Origin of the sequence: Phenylobacterium sp., from assembly GCF_004799395.1 — a bacterium.
GTDB lineage: Bacteria > Pseudomonadota > Alphaproteobacteria > Caulobacterales > Caulobacteraceae > Phenylobacterium.
The window spans coordinates 1-15,151 of sequence record NZ_SSMZ01000083.1; the positions used below are offsets into that span (position 1 = coordinate 1).

Below are 15,151 nucleotides of genomic sequence, written 5' to 3' on the forward strand. Positions count from 1 at the left end.
ACTACTGGGCCCGCGAGATCGGCGCGCTGGGCCATGAGACCAAGCTGATCCCGCCGGCCTATGTGAAGCCCTACGTGAAGCGGCAGAAGAACGACATGGCCGATGCCGAGGCGATCTGCGAGGCGGCGCAGCGGCCGACCATGCGCTTCGTCCCGCCGAAGAGCGCCGAGGCGCAAGGCGCGGCCACATCATCTCGACGTTGCGTTGCGCCTCGCGCTCCAGCTTCCGGGTCGAGGCGATCTGGTTGATGTAGCCGTAGACGTAGATCTTCAACAGCAGGCCCGGATGGTAGCTCGGCCGGCCGGTCACCTCCGGCACGACGCCGTCAAAGCCCAGCGCCTTCAGATCCAGCTCGTCGACGAACACGTCGATCACCCGGACCGGGTTCTCCTCGGAGACGTAGTCCTCAAGATATTCCGGGAGCAGCGTGCCCTGACGCCGGTCCTCCCCCTCGACAAACCGTTTCATCCCGGCCTCCGAAGCTGATGGTCAGGATTCTAAGCTGCTTCGGTGTTTTCACACAGGCTCGGTCGAAAGCGGTCATCTGCCTTAGGTCCGGATGCGGACCTTTTTGGCCGTCAGCAGCGGGTGGAAAGCGGACATGACAACGCCGCCGATCCGAAGGCCGGCGGCGCGTCGAGCTCAGTCAATATTGTCTAGGCTGCGACCGCCGATCGGCGCTGTCGCAGCGCCGCGCCGGCCGCGGCGAAGCCGAGGATCATCAAGGCCCAGCTGGCGGGTTCGGGGACGCCGCCGCCGGTCACGTCGAGGCTCACATTGTCGAGCAGAGGGCCGATGCCATCGACGCTATAGCTGCGCAGGTCGATCTGGACCGACCCGGCGTCCGTGGCGGTGAAGCTGATAGTGTGGTTTGTCCATGGATCGGTGCGCGGGATCGGGGAGCCGGTTCCGAACAGGTCGATGCCCGTGGTTTCGTTGAAAGACCCGTCGTTCTGGCCATCGACAGTTACATTGTTGACCGTCGTCGGGATGTTTCCGAACAGGAAGCCGGCTTCGTATTCGTCGTCGTTGGCGCAACTGTCGCAGTCGGCGTGGCTGCCGGCGATGGCGTAGCTGAGGGTGACGACTGCGCCGGCGCCGTAGCTGAAGCTGCTTGTCGTATTGAACTCGTTGGCGACGGGGCCGCCGCCGCGCCCGTCGAGACCGATGCAGCCGCCCGAGCCGCCGTCGCAACGCGCGCCCTCGACGACGGTGAAGACGCCGGCGGAGACGGTCCAGTTGGCGAAGTTGGTGTAGGGGTTCGCGGCGACGCCGCCGTTCTCGCTGTTGAAGTTGTCGCTGAACACCTGGGTGGCCTGGGCGGCGCCTGCGCCGAGCGCGGTCGCCACAAGGGTCGCGGCGGCAAAGGCTGCCGCGCGCAGGCGCCGGGTTTGACGCGGGGTCTCGCGGATCATGTGGTCCTCCTTCGGTCAGACCGCGCGAAGAGGTCGGCGGATGACGGGACCAAGTCATTGGGGCGCTGTAGGTCACGGCACAAGCGATCGCACCGAGGATGAGAACTTCTCGCCTGAGCATTGAAAAGCTCGCGGCGGGTGCGGGCCCTGGCGCCGGCCAGTCGCGCTCGTCGGCCGGATTTTCCAGACTTCGCCCGCCCCTTCGGCGACGATGCGGCCGTGGGACAGCTCAGGTCCGCTATGGGTCGAGGCTGTGTAAAAACGGGAGCGCTACGGCTGGTGCTCGCGCGCCGTCAGCCGTAGATCAGGCTCGGGTTCGGTATAGTGGATTAGGCCGAAGTCGGGGAAATCGATCATTACCCTGGCTTCGAGGTACGCCCACTGCGTTGCCGGGTGATCCGGGGTGTAGACCCCATCGTCGATGGAACACACCACGATGCCGGGGCGACCGCCAAGGGCCACCCGGTCGCAAACCCTGACGGGCTCTCCGCTGCAATACTTCATGACCGCTCCAGGCGCTTCCAGGGTCAGATGCAGATGCTGCGGGCGATGGAAACTCAAGTGGCCGCCTCGCCTGATGGCCAAGTCTCACTAACCGATCCGGACGCTCGCGCCACGGCGAGCAGCGGCCGTGGCAGCGGGATCGTCGGTTACAACCTGTAGAGCGCCGTCGACGCCGAGCACCATCTGATCGTCGCCCACGACATCGTGATGACGCCGACCGACCGCAACCAGCTCACCTCGATTAGCAGCAAGGCGAAGGACGCCAGCGGGCTACTCGCCTGATCGAGGTGATCGCGACCTACGCCCGTGAGGGTCCGTCGCTGACGCTCGGCGGCATGCTGATCCTGCACACCTATTCCGCTGCGGCTTGGTTCCGGGGCGAAGGGCTCGCGCCGCAGATCGACGCCTTCAAGTCGTCTCTCGGTCCGCTCCAGGGCTAGGCCGCTCTCCCGACGCACGGGCGATAACGCCGCGCACGGTCCGCTCGCGAGAAAGCTGTCAACTCAGGCTGTTAGGCGCGAGGCGTCGTCCGGCGTCTCAAGATAGCATGTGCGATCCGATATCCCGTTGGCGAGAGCTACCCGATAGAGCGCTTCGGCGAAGCGACGGTCTTGCAGAGCCTCGGCCAGCGGCTTGCGGTCGAGGAACGGAACGAGTACGACCGCTCCCGCGAGGATCTCCGGCTCCAGCGGAACAATGATGCCGGCAGTCATGTAGAACTCGTCGGGCGCGTAGATGCGCGTAGCGATGACCGAATTCGACCAGGCCGAAGCCTCGAGGCCTTCGTCCATCAGCCAGACCTCGTCACCTTGCGTCGCCTCCCTTGCGATCAAGCCCGCAACCGGGTGGCGACGCTCGATTTGCAAGAAGGTGAAGCGAGCCCGGCGCATGGCCGCGAGCACTTGAGCCTCATCCGATTCCGGCGCTGCCCTGGCGGCTCGGCCATAGCGCTCGATGCCGCTGAGGTGGTCTGGCGCCGCCGTGTAGATCGCCAAGTCGCACGCGTAGAACAGCTCGTCCATATCGTCGAGGACGAGGGCTCGCCCGTGGGCCAGCCCGAGCCTTCGAGCCTGCCGCAGCACGGCATCGCGCGGCAGGCGCTCCATCGCCGCAGAGTTGTGCGCTCGACTGATCGCCCGCAGCCGACGGTACCGCGCCAGTGCGACCTGACGGGTCAGAACCGGATCTGTGGCGTCGAAGTCGGACGCCCGCGCCGGAGCGGTATGTCCCAGGTGAGCCTCCCAAAGGCAGTGCATGGAAGCCTACGACGGACAACCGATTCGCGAACCTGGTGGCGTCGTCGTCGGCAAATGCCCGGTCGATTCACACCGAGGGGGTCACAGGTTCAATCCCTGTCGCATCCACCATCGCCTTCTCCACGAAAAGCGAAGGCCTGCGCTCCCGACTCAAATCGGACGCGGGGCTGGCTTGCCTTGTGTCCCGTGCAGCCGCAGCAGCAAGATCAAGAAAGCCAGACCCGCGGCCGACGTGGCCGCGCCCGCCAGCGGAACGGCCGGGAAGCCCAGGCCCGCGCTGATGACGGCGCCTCCCAGCGCCGCACCCAGGGCGTTGCCGAGGTTGAACGCCCCAATGTTCACCGCCGACGCCAGGTTCGGGGCGTCCGAGGCGGCCGCCATGACCCGCATCTGCAGCGGCGGGACCAGGGCGAAGCTGGCCACGCCCCATAGGAAGATCAGCACCGCGCTGACGCCCGCGTGCGACATGGCGAAGGCGAAGACGACCAGCAGGACGGTCAACGACGCCAGGGTGACAATCAGGGTGCGGTCCACCGAGCGGTCGGCGAACTTGCCGCCGAGCCAGTTGCCGACGGTCAGCCCAGCGCCATAGGTCATCAGCATGGCCGTGACGAAACCGATCGAGGCGTGCGTCTCCTGCTGCAGGATGGGCGTGATGTAGGTGAAGACCGTGAACATGGCGCTCGCGCCGATCACCGTCAGCGCCAAGGCCGCGAGGACGGGCCCGCGACCGAGGACCTTGAGCTCGGCTATGGCATTGCCGCTCGCCGGCGGGGCCACCTTCGGCAATGTCAGGCGCAGCGCCGCCATCGTCAGGGCGCCAAGCGCCGCGATGCCCCAGAACGACGCCCGCCAACCGATCTGGCTGCCCGCCCAGGTCGCCAGTGGCACACCGAAGACATTCGCGATGGTCAGGCCCATGAACATCGCCGCTACCGCGCTCGCGCGCCGGCTTTCTTGCACGAGGCCGGCCGCGACGATCGCGCCGACGCCGAAGAAGGCGCCATGGTTCAGCGAAGTGATCAACCGGGCGGCCAACAGCATGCCATAGCTGGTCGAGATGGCCGCCATGAGGTTGCCGAGGGTGAAGATGGCCATCAGGCCGATCAGCAGCGTCCGGCGCGGCGCCCGACCTGTGGTCAAGGTCATCAGCGGCGCGCCCAGCACGACGCCCAGCGCATAGGCGCTGATCAGCAGGCCGGCGATCGGGATGGAGACGCCAAGGTCGCCCGCGATGATCGGCAGCATACCCATGGGGGCGAACTCGGTCACGCCGATGCCGAACGCGCCGAGCGCGAGCGCGAGGATGGGAAGGTTCGGCTTCATGATCCTTGATCTCCGGGTAAGGAGAGCCCGCCTGCGTTCGGGGCGTTCGTGGGTTTCACGCCGCCCTTAGCCAAACAGCTCGACTGCCGTCTCCTGGAAGCGGCTAGGATGTGGTGAGCCGGCCGGCGTTTCGAAAGCGCCACACGTCCAAGACGCCCAAAGCGATGAAGGCGGTCACAGCTGACGCCATTTCACCGGCCTTGCGCTTCGGCGATGAGGCGCCAGATTGAATCCGTTCACAGGAGTTCCACGCGTGACGTCCCCCTTCGACGGCTATGAAGTCGAACCGCAGCTGCGTCCCCGGGCCGCGCGTTATGACTTCGACCTCGACGCCGCGCTCGACGCCGTGGTCGTGCTGGAAGCCCGCGTTCCCGCCGACGCATTCACCGCCGCTTCGCTGGGCACGGATCGGCTGGGCAACGGCATCGTGCTTGGAACCGAGGGCCTCGTGCTAACCATCGGCTACCTCTTGATGGAGGCCGACAGGGTCACCTTGACCACAAATGACGGGCGCGAGATTCCCGCCCACGTCCTGGGTTCCGACCCGGTGACCGGCTTCGGCGTGCTGCAGGCGCTGGAACCTCTTCGGCTGCCTGGCCTGCCGCTTGGCGATTCCCGTCGGCTGAAGGCCGGCAGTTCGGTCATCCTGGCCGGCGGCGGCGGCCGCGCCCACGCCGCGGCAGGCCACGTCCTCACCCGCCAGCGCTTCGCCGGCTATTGGGAATACCTGCTCGAGGACGCCATCATCACCGAGCCGCCGCACCCCCATTGGAGCGGGGCGGCGCTGATCGGCGCGGCCGGCGAACTGATGGGCGTGGGCTCGCTGACCATGCAGCACCGCACCGCCGACGGCGCGATCGCATCGAACAATCTGTTCGTCCCTTCGGAACTGCTGCCGCCCATCCTCGACGACCTGGCCAGTGGCCGGCCGGCGCATCCGCCGCGGCCCTGGCTCGGGCTCTTCGCGCAGGACGCGGAGCGCCATGTGCTGATCTCCGGCGTCAGCCCGGGCGGGCCGGCGGCGCGCGCCGAGCTTCGGGCCGGGGACGCCATCCTGGCGGTGGACGGCGTCCCCGTCGCCGACCTTGCGGACCTCTACGGCCGTGTGTGGGCCTGCGGCCCAGCGGGCGCGACCATCCCCCTGAAGGTGCAGCGGGAAGGCGACGTGTTCGACCTGGAGGTCCGATCGGCGGACCGCATGGCGATGATGAAGAAGCGGCGCCTCAACTGAGGCTTGGCGGGCGGGCCTGCGAGCATTTGCGCCTTGGCCTCGCCGGCCCAGGCCTTAAGGTCCGGGAATGTCTGACAATGATGAACCGCTGCGCGAGCAGCTGATGGATGCGCGGGACCGGATCCGGCGGGAGCTGGAAATCCTGCGTTCGCCTTCCAGCATCGGCGGCGGCGCAGACAGCCGCAGCGTGATCGCCGCCCTGGAGAGCGAACTGGGGGAGATCGAGGCGGCGTTGGCGAACCGGAGCTGACCAGACCTCGTCGCCGGACTTAGGCCCGCCGCTTGAGCCCCTGCTGCTCCATCCGCCACTTGAGCTGATCGAAGCGGTCCTGACCGAAGAAGGGCTCGCCGCCGAAGGTCATCATCGGCACGCCCCAGTGGCCGGCGGCGCGCTGGGCGATCTGGTTCTCCTCCACCACCGCCGCAAAGGTCGCCGGATCGGCGTCGACGGCGGCGGCCATCTCGGCGAAATCGAGGCCGGCCCCCTCGGCGGCGCGGGCCAGGTGATCGCCCTCGTGCCAGTTGTCGGTCCCGCCGCCCCAGATCACCCGGCTGGCCTCGTTGAGGAAGGCCAGGCCCCTGCCCCGCTGGACCGCCGCGACGCCCAGGTGCGTGAGGCGGTGGATGTAGGGCTGCTTCATCCGGTAGCCCTCCTGCGGCGACTGCTGGACGGGATCGGGCCGGGGCCAGCGGAACGGCAGTCCGAGGAACGCCGCCTCGCGGAACACGTCGACCATGAAGTAGCGGACCCAGAGCGGGTCCTGCTGCTCGAAGAACTCCGGCGTGCGGACCGCCAGCGGATAGACCGGCCGCACAGTGCAGGTGACGTCGTAGGCCCGCTCCAGAGCCAAGAGCCTCGGCGTCACCAGATAGGAATAGGGCGAGCGGAAGGACCAGTAGAGGTCGTAGCTGAGGGTCATATCCCGATCCCGGCAATCCATATTATTGTGACACATGGTGTGCCATAAGTTTGCGGACAGCAAGTGGGGGACGACATGGATTGGCGGACGATCGGCGCAGCGGCGGCTGCGATCCTGGCGTTTTGGACGGTTCCTGCGGCGGCGCAGGCCCCTCTGGCGCCAGCGACCTACGACGGCCTGAAGGTCACCTTCTGCGGCACCTCCGGGCCCCTGCCGGTCAAGGACCGCGCCAAGACCTGCGTGGCGATCCAGGCGGGGCCGGCCATGTACATGGTCGATGTCGGGCCGGAGTCGACGAAGAACATGCAGGCTTGGCGTATGCCCATGGCGGCGGCGCGCGCGGTGTTCCTGACCCACCTGCATTCCGACCACATCGGCGAGGTGGGCGAGTTCAATATGCAGAGCTGGGTGGCCGGCCGGCCAGCCCCGCTGATCCTGGTGGGACCGCCGGGGACGGACAAGGTCGCCGACGGCTTCAACGAAGTCTACGGGCCCGACCACGGCTTCCGCAACGCCCACCACGAGCATGACGCCGTGAAGCTGCCGATCGCCGCGGGCCTCTTGAAGGCCCAGGTGGTTCCGGTCCCGGCCAGCGGCACGGCCGTCGTCTGGAACCAGGACGGCCTGAAGGTCACCGCGATCGTGGTGCACCACAATCCGGCGACGCCCGCCTACGGCTACCGCTTCGACTACAAGGGCCGCTCGGTCGTGGTCAGTGGCGACACCATCAAGTGGCCGCCCCTGGCCGCCGCCGCCAAGGGCGCCGACGTACTGATCCACGAGGCGCAGAACGCCGACATGACCAGGCAGATGGTTCAGGGCCTGCAGATGATGGGCAATGGGCGGATGAGTTCGATCATGGCCGACACCCTCACCTATCATACCACCCCGGTGGAGGCGGCGGACATCGCCCGGATGGCCGGCGTCAAGCGGCTGGTGCTCTACCACATCACCCAGGCCGGCCTGCCGATGTTCACACCGGAGGCCTTCACCAGGGGCATGGACGCCGGCGGGCCGCTGGACTGGCGGATCTCGCGCGACGGCATGACCATCGAGCTCCCCGCGGGCAGCCCGGACATCAAGTTCGGCCAGTTCTAAGGACGCCGGCGGTAACCTCGGCTTATGGTTTCCAGGATCAGAATGGCGAGGCTTTAAGAGGACTGAAGAATGTCGGTCTCATTTCTCGCCAGCTCGCCATCCACGGCGCTGGCGCCCATCGCTCCTACGTCGCCGGCGTCGGCGGCGGCCAATGACGACGCGCCGGCGGCCAGCCCCGCTGTCCAAGTGAGCCTGAGCGCCGAGGCTACCCTGACGCTCTCCATCTACCAGGAGACCCGCGTCACGATCTCTGCGGCGGGCGCAGGATCGGACGCCCAGGACGGCGGCGTCGATCCCAACACCGCGCGCGCCCTCTCGACGCTGAAGAGCGTCGACGACGCCGAACGCGCCTGGCTCGCCGCGATCAAGGCGCAGTACGAAGGCCGCCCCGCGCCCAAGGCGCAGGCCTCCAGCGACGCAAAATCCAAGGACGGCGCTACCGGCGCCTCGGCATCCAGTCTGCAGGTGACCGTCGAGCAGGACACCGTGGTCGAGGCGTCGCTGCAGGTCGGCGCCGAGGTCGACCTCCGCGCCTAGCCGTTCATCGGCGGCTGGTGCTGCTCGATCAGGTCGCTGCGCTCGGCCTCGCGCACGGCGCGGGTGACGTTCAGGCGGGTCAGGATCGCGGCGTCGCCGTAGGCCGCGCGGGCCTTCTCCAGCGCCGTGCGCCAGGTCTGGTTGGCCAGGTTGTCGGTCTCGCCGGCATAGACCACGGTCGGGCCGTCCTTGGTCAGCTTGGCGATCACGAAATTGGCCCCGGCCGGAGGCAGAAAACGATCTTCCTCAAACGCGACATAGCGGTAACGGGCGCCGGACTTGCCGGCGAGTTCGAACTGGCGACTCAACGCTACTCTCCACCCCTGGACAACGCGGTCTTCGGCCCGGCCGAGCAACCGCGCTCCACTGTTGTCCTCGGCCTTGGCCAAAAAGGGGCTCAGCTTGACCATGGGGGCCTTCTCCAGTTCAGGACGGCCGCAATAGGCCCGTTGGCGGAACAACCGGCGCCGTAAGGCGTTCGGGCGATGCGCCGCCTCTGTTAGGGTCATATCTCCTCAGGGAGCGCGACTCGAAAGTCGTCGCCCTGACATCGGAGTCCCGCGAGCCTGTGGAAACCTCGGCCGAATTCAGTCTCAAGCGCGGCGGCGAACGCCCGACGGTCACCCTCACCGGCGACTGGACGGCCAACAACCTTGGCGACGCGCCCACGCGCCTGGCCCAGGCCATCGGGGCCGACCAGGCGCTCGCCGTCGACATTCGCAAGGTGCGCCGGCTCGACACGGCCGGCGCCTACGCCCTGATCCGCGCGGTGGGCCGCGACTTCGACCTGAAGACCGTGCAGGCCCGGCCGGAGAGCGGTCGGCTGCTGGAACTGGTCGGCGCGGCCGTGCGCGTCGAGCGGGAGCCCCCCGCCGCCCCCCGTGGGTTCCACGAGATGACCGTGCGCATCGGCAAGGGGGTCATGCACGTCGGCTACGAGTGGATCGACACGCTGGCCTTCCTCGGCCACCTGCTCGTGGTGGTGGCGCGCGCCTTCGTCTACCTGTTCACCAACCCCAAGCGAATCCGCTGGGCGGCGATCTTCTCCCTGGCCGAGCGCGCGGGCCTGGACGCCATCCCGATCGTCGCGGTCACATCGTTCTTCATCGGCGCCGTGGTCGGCCTTCTGGGCGCCAATATGCTGCGCCAGTTCGGCGCCGAGGTGTTCGCCGTCGAGCTGATCGGGGTCGCGGTGCTGCGCGAGTTCAACATCATCATCACCGCGGTGCTGCTGGCCGGCCGCTCGGCTTCCAGCTTCGCCGCCGAGCTCGGCTCGATGAAGATGAACCAGGAGATCGACGCCATGCAGGTGATGGGGGTCGACCCGTTCGAGGCCCTGGTCCTGCCGCGGTTCATAGCCCTGCTGGCGACCATCCCGCTCTTGACCTTCGTGGCCACGCTATCCGGGCTGTTCGGCGGCATGATGGTGGTCTGGATCGCGCTGGACCTGGGCCCCGCCTTCTTCCTCCAGCGAATCGTCGACGACGTCGGCGCCGTCCACTTCTGCGTCGGCATGTCCAAGGCGCCGGTGATGGCCGCGGTGATCGCCGGCATCGGCTGCCGTCAGGGTCTGGAGGTCGGCGGCGACGTCGAAAGCCTGGGCCGCAGGGTGACGGCGGCCGTGGTCCACGCCATCTTCGCGATCATCATGATCGACGCCGCCTTCGCCCTCCTGTTCATGAAACTCAACATATGAGCGACGCTGCGCCCCCGCCCCATATGCCGCCGGAGGAGGTCGACGAGGCCGATCTGTCCGACGACGAACTGCTCGACACCGAAGGTCCGGCGCTGGAGGTGCATGGATTGGTCTCCGCCTTCGGCGACCACGTGGTGCACGACGGGCTCGACATCGTCGCCGAGCGCGGCGAGGTGCTGGGCGTGGTCGGCGGTTCGGGGGCCGGCAAGTCGGTGCTGCTGAACACCATCATCGGTCTTCGCACGCCCCAGGCCGGGACCGTGCGGGTGTTCGGCCAGGACATCGAGCACGCCTCGCGCCGGCGCTGGACGGCGATCGAGCGCCGCTGGGGCATACTGTTCCAGCAGGGCGCACTGTTCTCGAACCTGACCGTCCGCGAGAATGTCGCCGCGCCGATGTTCGAGCACACCAGCATGCCGCGCAAGGAGATCTACGACCTGAGTGATCTGAAGATCGCCCTGGTCGGCCTGCCGCCCAACGCGGGCGACCTGAAGCCCGCGGAGCTTTCAGGCGGCATGCGCAAGCGCGCCGGTCTGGCGAGGGCTCTGGCGCTCGATCCCGAACTGCTGTTCCTCGACGAGCCCACCTCCGGCCTCGACCCGATCAGCGCCGCGGCCTTCGACGAGCTGATCAAGGACCTTTCCGACAGCCTGGAGCTGACGGTGTTCATGATCACCCACGACCTCGACACCCTCTATGAGATCACCGACCGGGTGGCTGTGATCGCCGACAAGAAGGTGGTCGCCATCGCTCCGGTGCGGCAGCTCGAGCACAACAAGCATCCCTGGATCCAAGAGTATTTCCTGGGACCCCGCGGCCGAGCCGCGGCTAAGGTGAAGACGGAAGCCTGATGGAAAAGAACGCCAACTACGCCCTGGTGGGCCTGTCCTCGCTGATCCTCTTCGTGGGGTTGGTGATCTTCGTCGTATGGCTGGCGCGGATCTCCTTCTCCCAGGAGTACGATCTCTACGACGTTGTCTTCGACGGACCGGTCCGCGGCCTGAACCAGGGCGGTGAGGTCCACTTCAACGGCATCAAGGTGGGCGAGGTCACCAAGATCGCGCTCGACCGCACCAATCCCAGCCGGGTGATCGCCCGCGCGCGGGTGACCTCCGACGTGCCGATCCGTATCGACAGCTACGCCACCCTGGAGCCGCAGGGCATCACCGGCGTCAACTACGTGCAGATCACCGCCGGCACGCCGTCCAAGCCGCTGCTGAAGACCGTCGAGCGCGAGAAGTGCCAGAGCAATGGCCTCAGCGCCTGTATCCCGATCCTCAAGAGCCAGCGGAGCGCGCTCTCCGATCTCCTGGAAGGCGGAGGCACGGTGCTGACCCGAACCATCGAGGCGCTGGACCGGGTGAACCGCGTGCTCTCCGACCAGAACATCAAGACCTTCGGCGCGACCCTCTCCGACGCCCAGGCGGTGACCTCCGAGCTCCGTGAGCGCAAGGAGATCATCGCCGACGCCCAGAAGCTGATCCAGGACCTGGATACGGCGACCCAGCACGCCGACGGGATCCTGGTCTCGACCCAGGGCCTGGTCGACGGCGACGCCAAGCGCAGCCTGAAGAACATCGCCGACGCCGCCGAAGAGGCCAAGCAGACCGCCCATGACCTTCGCGGCATGGTCGACAAGCTGCAGGGCCCCACCGCCGACTTCGCCAACAACGGCTTGCCGCAGATCACCAGCGCCATCGTCGAACTGCAGAAGGCCGCCGAGTCGCTGCAGCGGCTGGTCAACGAAATCCAACGCAGTCCGTCGGGCGCCCTGGGCAAGGGACCGGCCGAAGAAGTGAAGGTGAAGCCATGATCCGCCGCATCCTCACCCTGGCGACCGTAGGGACCTGCGCCGTCGCCCTCGCGGGCTGCTTCTCGCTGCTGCCGAAGAGCAAGGTCTCGCAGATGTACCGCTTCGGACCCCTGCCGGCCGTCTCGGCGGGGTCGACCGCGGGAAGCGTCGCCGTCTTCCGCACCAACGGCGACTTCGAGGAACAGGCGGCGGACGATCGGCTCCTGACCATCAACGGCGGCCACGCGGCCTATATCGCCGAAAGCCGCTGGGTGGCGCCGGCCTCCGTGTTGTTCGACCAGGCCGTCGCCAACGCCTTCGACGCCAGCCCCGTGCGGCTGATCGACCGCGGCCAGCAAGGGCACGCCGCCTATGCGCTGCGCATCGACGTGCGCAGCTTCGAGGCGCGCTACGACGCCGGGCCGAAGGAGGCGCCGACCATCGTGGTGCACATCCACGCCGCGCTGACCAAGGCCGACCAGTCCAATGTCGGCGAACAGGACTTTGAGGCTCGCGTCCCTGCCGGCGACGATCGCGTCAGCGCCATTGTCGCGGCCTTCGACAAGGCGACCAAGGACGTGGTCGGCAAGCTGGTCGGCTGGACCGAGACCAAGGCGACCTAGACGTCCAACCCCGCCTGTCGCTTCGCCGCCGTCACCGTGTTCTGCAGCAGGACGGCGACGGTCATCAGGCCGACGCCGCCGGGCACCGGGGTGATCCAGCCGGCGACCTGGCTGGCGGACTTGAAATCCACGTCGCCGACCACCTTGGTGCGGCCCGCGGCGGCCTTTTCCGGGTCGTCGAACGGCACGCGGTTGATGCCGACGTCGATCACCGCCGCACCTGGCTTGATCCAGTCAGCCTTGATCATCCGCGGGCGGCCGACGGCGGCCACCAGGATGTCGGCCTCACGGCAGACCGCCGGCAGGTCGGCGGTGCGCGAATGGGCGATGGTGACGGTGCAGTCGGCCTGAAGCAGCAGTTGGGCCACGGGCCGTCCGACGAGCATCGAGCGGCCGACAACGACGGCGCGCTTGCCGCTGAGGTCGCCGAGCGTCTCGCGCAACAGGATCAGACAGCCCATCGGCGTGCAGGGATAGAGTCCCGGCAGGCCGCTGGCGAGACGGCCCGCGCTGATCATGGTCAGGCCGTCGACATCCTTCTCCGGGTTTAGGATCGCCAGCACCGCCCGCTCGTCCAGGTGCTTGGGCAAGGGAAGCTGCACCAGGATGCCATGGATCAGCGGATCGGAATTCAGCTCGGCGACCAGGGCCAGGAGCTGTTCCTGGGACGTGTCCTGCGGCAGGCGGTGGGTCACCGAGTGCATGCCGGCGGCCAGGGAGTGCTCTCCCTTGGAGCGCACATAGATCTGGCTCGCCGGATCGTCGCCCACCAGCACCACCGCCAGACCCGGCTGCAGGCCCTGGCTGGCCTTCAGCTCCGCCACCTGGGCCGTCACCTCGGCGCGCAGGCGCTCGGCGTAGACCTTGCCGTCGATCAGCTTGGCGGGAGACTCGGGCATCGGTGGCTCCTGGAATTGGCGCCTCGACTAGCCGCTCAGGCCGGCGCGCGCAAATCCCGCCCGCGGCGCAGCCAGGCGGCCACCGCCCAGACGTGGGATTCGCGGTCGAGGCGCAGCAAGGCGTCTTGCGGCGTCATCCACTCCAGAGCGTGGTCGTCCTCGATCTTCAGCTCCGGCGCGACAGCCACGAGGCGCGCGGCAAAGAAGGTCCCGCGGGTGTTCACCCGGCTGTCGTCCTCGTTGGTAAAATAGTGATCGGCGCGGGCCACCTCGCCCTCCAGGACCACGCGCAGGCCGACCTCTTCGCCGCACTCGCGCATGGCGGCCTGCTCGGCGGTCTCGCCGGGGTCGATGCCGCCGCCCGGCAGGTCGAGCCGTCCGCCGCCGTCCGCGAAGGTCACCCGCGCGACGGCGATCCTCCCCTCGTGCTCAACGATGACGAAGGCCGCCGGTCGGTCCGGATAGGCCCGTCCGGGCTCTGTCTGACCAAACTGCGGGACGTTCATCAGTCGATGCCGTAGAGCATCGGATAGGGGTCGAGCTTGCCCGCCACGACGTCAGCGACGGACACGCCATTGGGCTTGTACCCCAGGGTCTGGGTGGCGCTGACATGCCAGGCTTCGACGATGAGGTCGCGCAGCTCCGAGGCGCCCACGGCGATCCTCTGCGCCGCAAAGGCCACGCCGCGCGGGTCGCCGGGCGCAAGGCCGCCGGCCTTTTCCAGCTGATAGAGCGGGACGACCTGGGCGCCCGTGGCGATGAGATAGTCGGCCACCTGCTTTTGGAGGGCGCACCGGCAGTCGGTGGGTGGCAGCATCTTCGCCGTCACGGCTGCTTCGGCGACGCTGGCCTGCACCAGATCGCTCTCGAAGGGCGCGTGGATCTTGGCGGTGGTGTAGCCGTCGGGGTTCGGGAAATCGCCCCAGCCGTTGAAGTGGACGGTAACGTGGAGCGGCTGGCTGCCGTCGCCCACGAAGTGCGACAGCTCGCCGATCGTCACCAGAATCTGGGCCTCGCGGCGGCGGCGGTCGGCGCTGAAGAAGGCCTTGTGCGCGCTCCAGGCCGGATTGGCCTCGGCGGCGGTGAGGATGCGCCAGTATGCCATGGACCTGGCCAACTGCTCCCAGCGGTCGATGATCGAATAGGGCAGATAGCCGGACTTCCAGCTGTCCGCGCCGGCCTTGCGCACCGCCGCGTCGAAATCTGCCCGCGTGGTCGGCAGCGTCGCCAGGGTCGGGCCGCCCAGCACCGTGCCGTCGTCGCTGAGATCCACAAAATGGCCCGGGTCGCGGTCGCTGTCGTGGGTGCGGCCCGCGCCCTTGGAGCGGTCCGGCTCGCGGGAATATTCGCCGACGTCGAGGGCGGCCTGGGGCGTGTGCAGGAAGGCCGGGACCTCGGCCGGTAAGGCGCGCATCGCCACCTCGCCGATGTAGCGGTGCCCCGTCGAGCCCCAGGCCAGGACCGAGTTGGGGAGCAGGGTCGCGAGCGCGGCGGCGACGGCGAAGGGGGCGAGGCGTTGCATGCCTCCGGTTTGTCGGCTCACCCTCCCAAAGGCAAGGGGGCCGAAAGGCAAGGGGCGATCAGGCGATCTTCAGCGCCGCCTCCACGCGGGTGACCCAAACCTGGACGCGGGGATAGCCCGTCAGGTGGAAACCGCCATCGCCGGCTTCGCGCGTGTAGGCGACCAGAGCCACGTCGGCGAGGCTGACCGCCTGCCCGGCCAGGAACGGCGTGGCCGCCAGCCCGTCCTCCAGACGCTGCAGGGCGCCCCAGCCGCGTTCGATCAGGCGCGGCTCCAGATCGGCGAGAGGCTTGCCCAGGAAACGCACCTGGAAGCGGGCCACGGCGATATAG

The 15,151-nt window shown here is 68.0% G+C and carries 19 protein-coding genes and 3 pseudogenes; 11 read left to right on the top strand and 11 right to left on the bottom strand.

Going from position 1 to position 15,151, the window contains the following annotated elements:
* Positions 1–182 (top strand): annotated as a pseudogene (locus tag E8A12_RS05945) (IS110 family transposase); the annotation flags it as partial.
* Position 183: 1 nt separating this feature from the next.
* Here the strand turns inward: E8A12_RS05945 and E8A12_RS05950 are convergent.
* The 3 genes and pseudogenes from E8A12_RS05950 to E8A12_RS05960 all read right to left on the bottom strand — a co-directional run.
* Positions 184–468, bottom strand: a pseudogene (locus E8A12_RS05950) (transposase); the annotation flags it as partial.
* A 188-nt stretch (positions 469–656) separates the two neighbouring features.
* Positions 657–1,415 (bottom strand): PEPxxWA-CTERM sorting domain-containing protein, encoded by a 759-nt coding sequence (locus E8A12_RS05955; protein ID WP_293366954.1) that lies wholly within the window; start codon positions 1,413–1,415, stop codon positions 657–659.
* 270 nt (positions 1,416–1,685) lie between these two features.
* On the bottom strand, positions 1,686–1,976 hold the full coding sequence (locus tag E8A12_RS05960; protein WP_293366982.1) for a hypothetical protein: 291 nt from the start codon (positions 1,974–1,976) through the stop codon (positions 1,686–1,688).
* Here E8A12_RS05960 and E8A12_RS05965 point away from each other — a divergent pair.
* A pseudogene (locus E8A12_RS05965) lies at positions 1,914–2,192 on the top strand (IS5/IS1182 family transposase); the annotation flags it as partial. The gene E8A12_RS05960 and the pseudogene E8A12_RS05965 sit on opposite strands and share 63 nt — an antisense overlap.
* A 14-nt stretch (positions 2,193–2,206) precedes the next feature.
* A complete protein-coding gene (locus E8A12_RS05970; RefSeq protein ID WP_293366956.1) occupies positions 2,207–2,359 on the top strand; it encodes a hypothetical protein in 153 nt (50 codons plus the stop codon).
* Positions 2,360–2,422: 63 nt separating this feature from the next.
* Here the strand turns inward: E8A12_RS05970 and E8A12_RS05975 are convergent, their stop codons facing one another.
* Both E8A12_RS05975 and E8A12_RS05980 read right to left on the bottom strand, forming a co-directional pair.
* Complete coding sequence (locus tag E8A12_RS05975; protein ID WP_293366957.1) at positions 2,423–3,025, bottom strand: hypothetical protein; 603 nt, start codon at positions 3,023–3,025, stop codon at positions 2,423–2,425.
* 300 nt (positions 3,026–3,325) lie between these two features.
* On the bottom strand, positions 3,326–4,501 hold the full coding sequence (locus E8A12_RS05980) for an MFS transporter (RefSeq protein ID WP_293366959.1): 1,176 nt from the start codon (positions 4,499–4,501) through the stop codon (positions 3,326–3,328).
* Positions 4,502–4,754: 253 nt separating this feature from the next.
* Here E8A12_RS05980 and E8A12_RS05985 point away from each other — a divergent pair, with 253 nt between their 5' ends.
* Positions 4,755–5,732, top strand: coding sequence for a S1C family serine protease (locus E8A12_RS05985; protein ID WP_293366961.1), 978 nt, complete (start codon positions 4,755–4,757; stop codon positions 5,730–5,732).
* Between the two features lie 67 nt (positions 5,733–5,799).
* Positions 5,800–5,982, top strand: coding sequence for a hypothetical protein (locus E8A12_RS05990; RefSeq protein WP_293366963.1), 183 nt, complete (start codon positions 5,800–5,802; stop codon positions 5,980–5,982).
* Positions 5,983–6,001: 19 nt separating this feature from the next.
* On the opposite strand, the gene E8A12_RS05995 is transcribed toward E8A12_RS05990, so the two are convergent.
* A complete protein-coding gene (locus tag E8A12_RS05995; protein ID WP_293366964.1) occupies positions 6,002–6,652 on the bottom strand; it encodes a DsbA family protein in 651 nt (216 codons plus the stop codon).
* Between the two features lie 75 nt (positions 6,653–6,727).
* On the opposite strand from E8A12_RS05995, the gene E8A12_RS06000 reads away from it, so the two are divergent.
* Both E8A12_RS06000 and E8A12_RS06005 read left to right on the top strand, forming a co-directional pair.
* Positions 6,728–7,750: an MBL fold metallo-hydrolase gene (locus tag E8A12_RS06000; RefSeq protein WP_293366966.1), complete on the top strand. Its 1,023-nt coding sequence runs from the start codon at positions 6,728–6,730 to the stop codon at positions 7,748–7,750.
* A 69-nt stretch (positions 7,751–7,819) separates the two neighbouring features.
* Positions 7,820–8,287 (top strand): hypothetical protein, encoded by a 468-nt coding sequence (locus E8A12_RS06005; protein WP_293366968.1) that lies wholly within the window; start codon positions 7,820–7,822, stop codon positions 8,285–8,287.
* Here the strand turns inward: E8A12_RS06005 and E8A12_RS06010 are convergent.
* Positions 8,284–8,697, bottom strand: a complete 414-nt coding sequence (locus tag E8A12_RS06010) for a hypothetical protein (RefSeq protein WP_293366969.1) — start codon at positions 8,695–8,697, stop codon at positions 8,284–8,286. The genes E8A12_RS06005 and E8A12_RS06010 overlap by 4 nt on opposite strands.
* A 158-nt stretch (positions 8,698–8,855) precedes the next feature.
* Here E8A12_RS06010 and E8A12_RS06015 point away from each other — a divergent pair, with 158 nt between their 5' ends.
* From E8A12_RS06015 to E8A12_RS06030, 4 genes are read left to right on the top strand one after another with little or no spacing between them, the layout of a single operon-like run.
* Positions 8,856–9,983, top strand: coding sequence for an ABC transporter permease (locus E8A12_RS06015; RefSeq protein WP_293366970.1), 1,128 nt, complete (start codon positions 8,856–8,858; stop codon positions 9,981–9,983).
* Positions 9,980–10,834 carry an ABC transporter ATP-binding protein gene (locus tag E8A12_RS06020; protein ID WP_293366971.1) on the top strand — a complete coding sequence of 285 codons (855 nt, stop codon included), beginning with the start codon at positions 9,980–9,982 and terminating at the stop codon, positions 10,832–10,834. The genes E8A12_RS06015 and E8A12_RS06020 overlap by 4 nt, the downstream gene beginning before the upstream one ends.
* Positions 10,834–11,796: an MlaD family protein gene (locus tag E8A12_RS06025; RefSeq protein ID WP_293366973.1), complete on the top strand. Its 963-nt coding sequence runs from the start codon at positions 10,834–10,836 to the stop codon at positions 11,794–11,796. Before E8A12_RS06020 ends, E8A12_RS06025 begins: the two co-directional genes overlap by 1 nt.
* Positions 11,793–12,398, top strand: coding sequence for an ABC-type transport auxiliary lipoprotein family protein (locus tag E8A12_RS06030; RefSeq protein WP_293366975.1), 606 nt, complete (start codon positions 11,793–11,795; stop codon positions 12,396–12,398). The genes E8A12_RS06025 and E8A12_RS06030 overlap by 4 nt, the downstream gene beginning before the upstream one ends.
* On the opposite strand, the gene folD is transcribed toward E8A12_RS06030, so the two are convergent.
* The 4 genes from folD to E8A12_RS06050 form a co-directional block, all read right to left on the bottom strand.
* Positions 12,395–13,297: a bifunctional methylenetetrahydrofolate dehydrogenase/methenyltetrahydrofolate cyclohydrolase FolD gene (gene folD, locus E8A12_RS06035; protein WP_293366976.1), complete on the bottom strand. Its 903-nt coding sequence runs from the start codon at positions 13,295–13,297 to the stop codon at positions 12,395–12,397. The two genes, E8A12_RS06030 and folD, sit on opposite strands and share 4 nt — an antisense overlap.
* Positions 13,298–13,332: 35 nt before the next feature.
* Positions 13,333–13,803 carry an NUDIX domain-containing protein gene (locus tag E8A12_RS06040; protein WP_293366977.1) on the bottom strand — a complete coding sequence of 157 codons (471 nt, stop codon included), beginning with the start codon at positions 13,801–13,803 and terminating at the stop codon, positions 13,333–13,335.
* The gene (locus E8A12_RS06045) at positions 13,803–14,819 is read right to left on the bottom strand and encodes a S1/P1 Nuclease (RefSeq protein WP_293366979.1); all 1,017 of its coding nucleotides are present in this window, start codon (positions 14,817–14,819) and stop codon (positions 13,803–13,805) included. Before E8A12_RS06045 ends, E8A12_RS06040 begins: the two co-directional genes overlap by 1 nt.
* A gap of 58 nt (positions 14,820–14,877) precedes the next feature.
* Positions 14,878–15,151: glutathione binding-like protein (locus tag E8A12_RS06050; RefSeq protein WP_293366981.1), on the bottom strand; the 274-nt coding region annotated here is incomplete at its 5' end.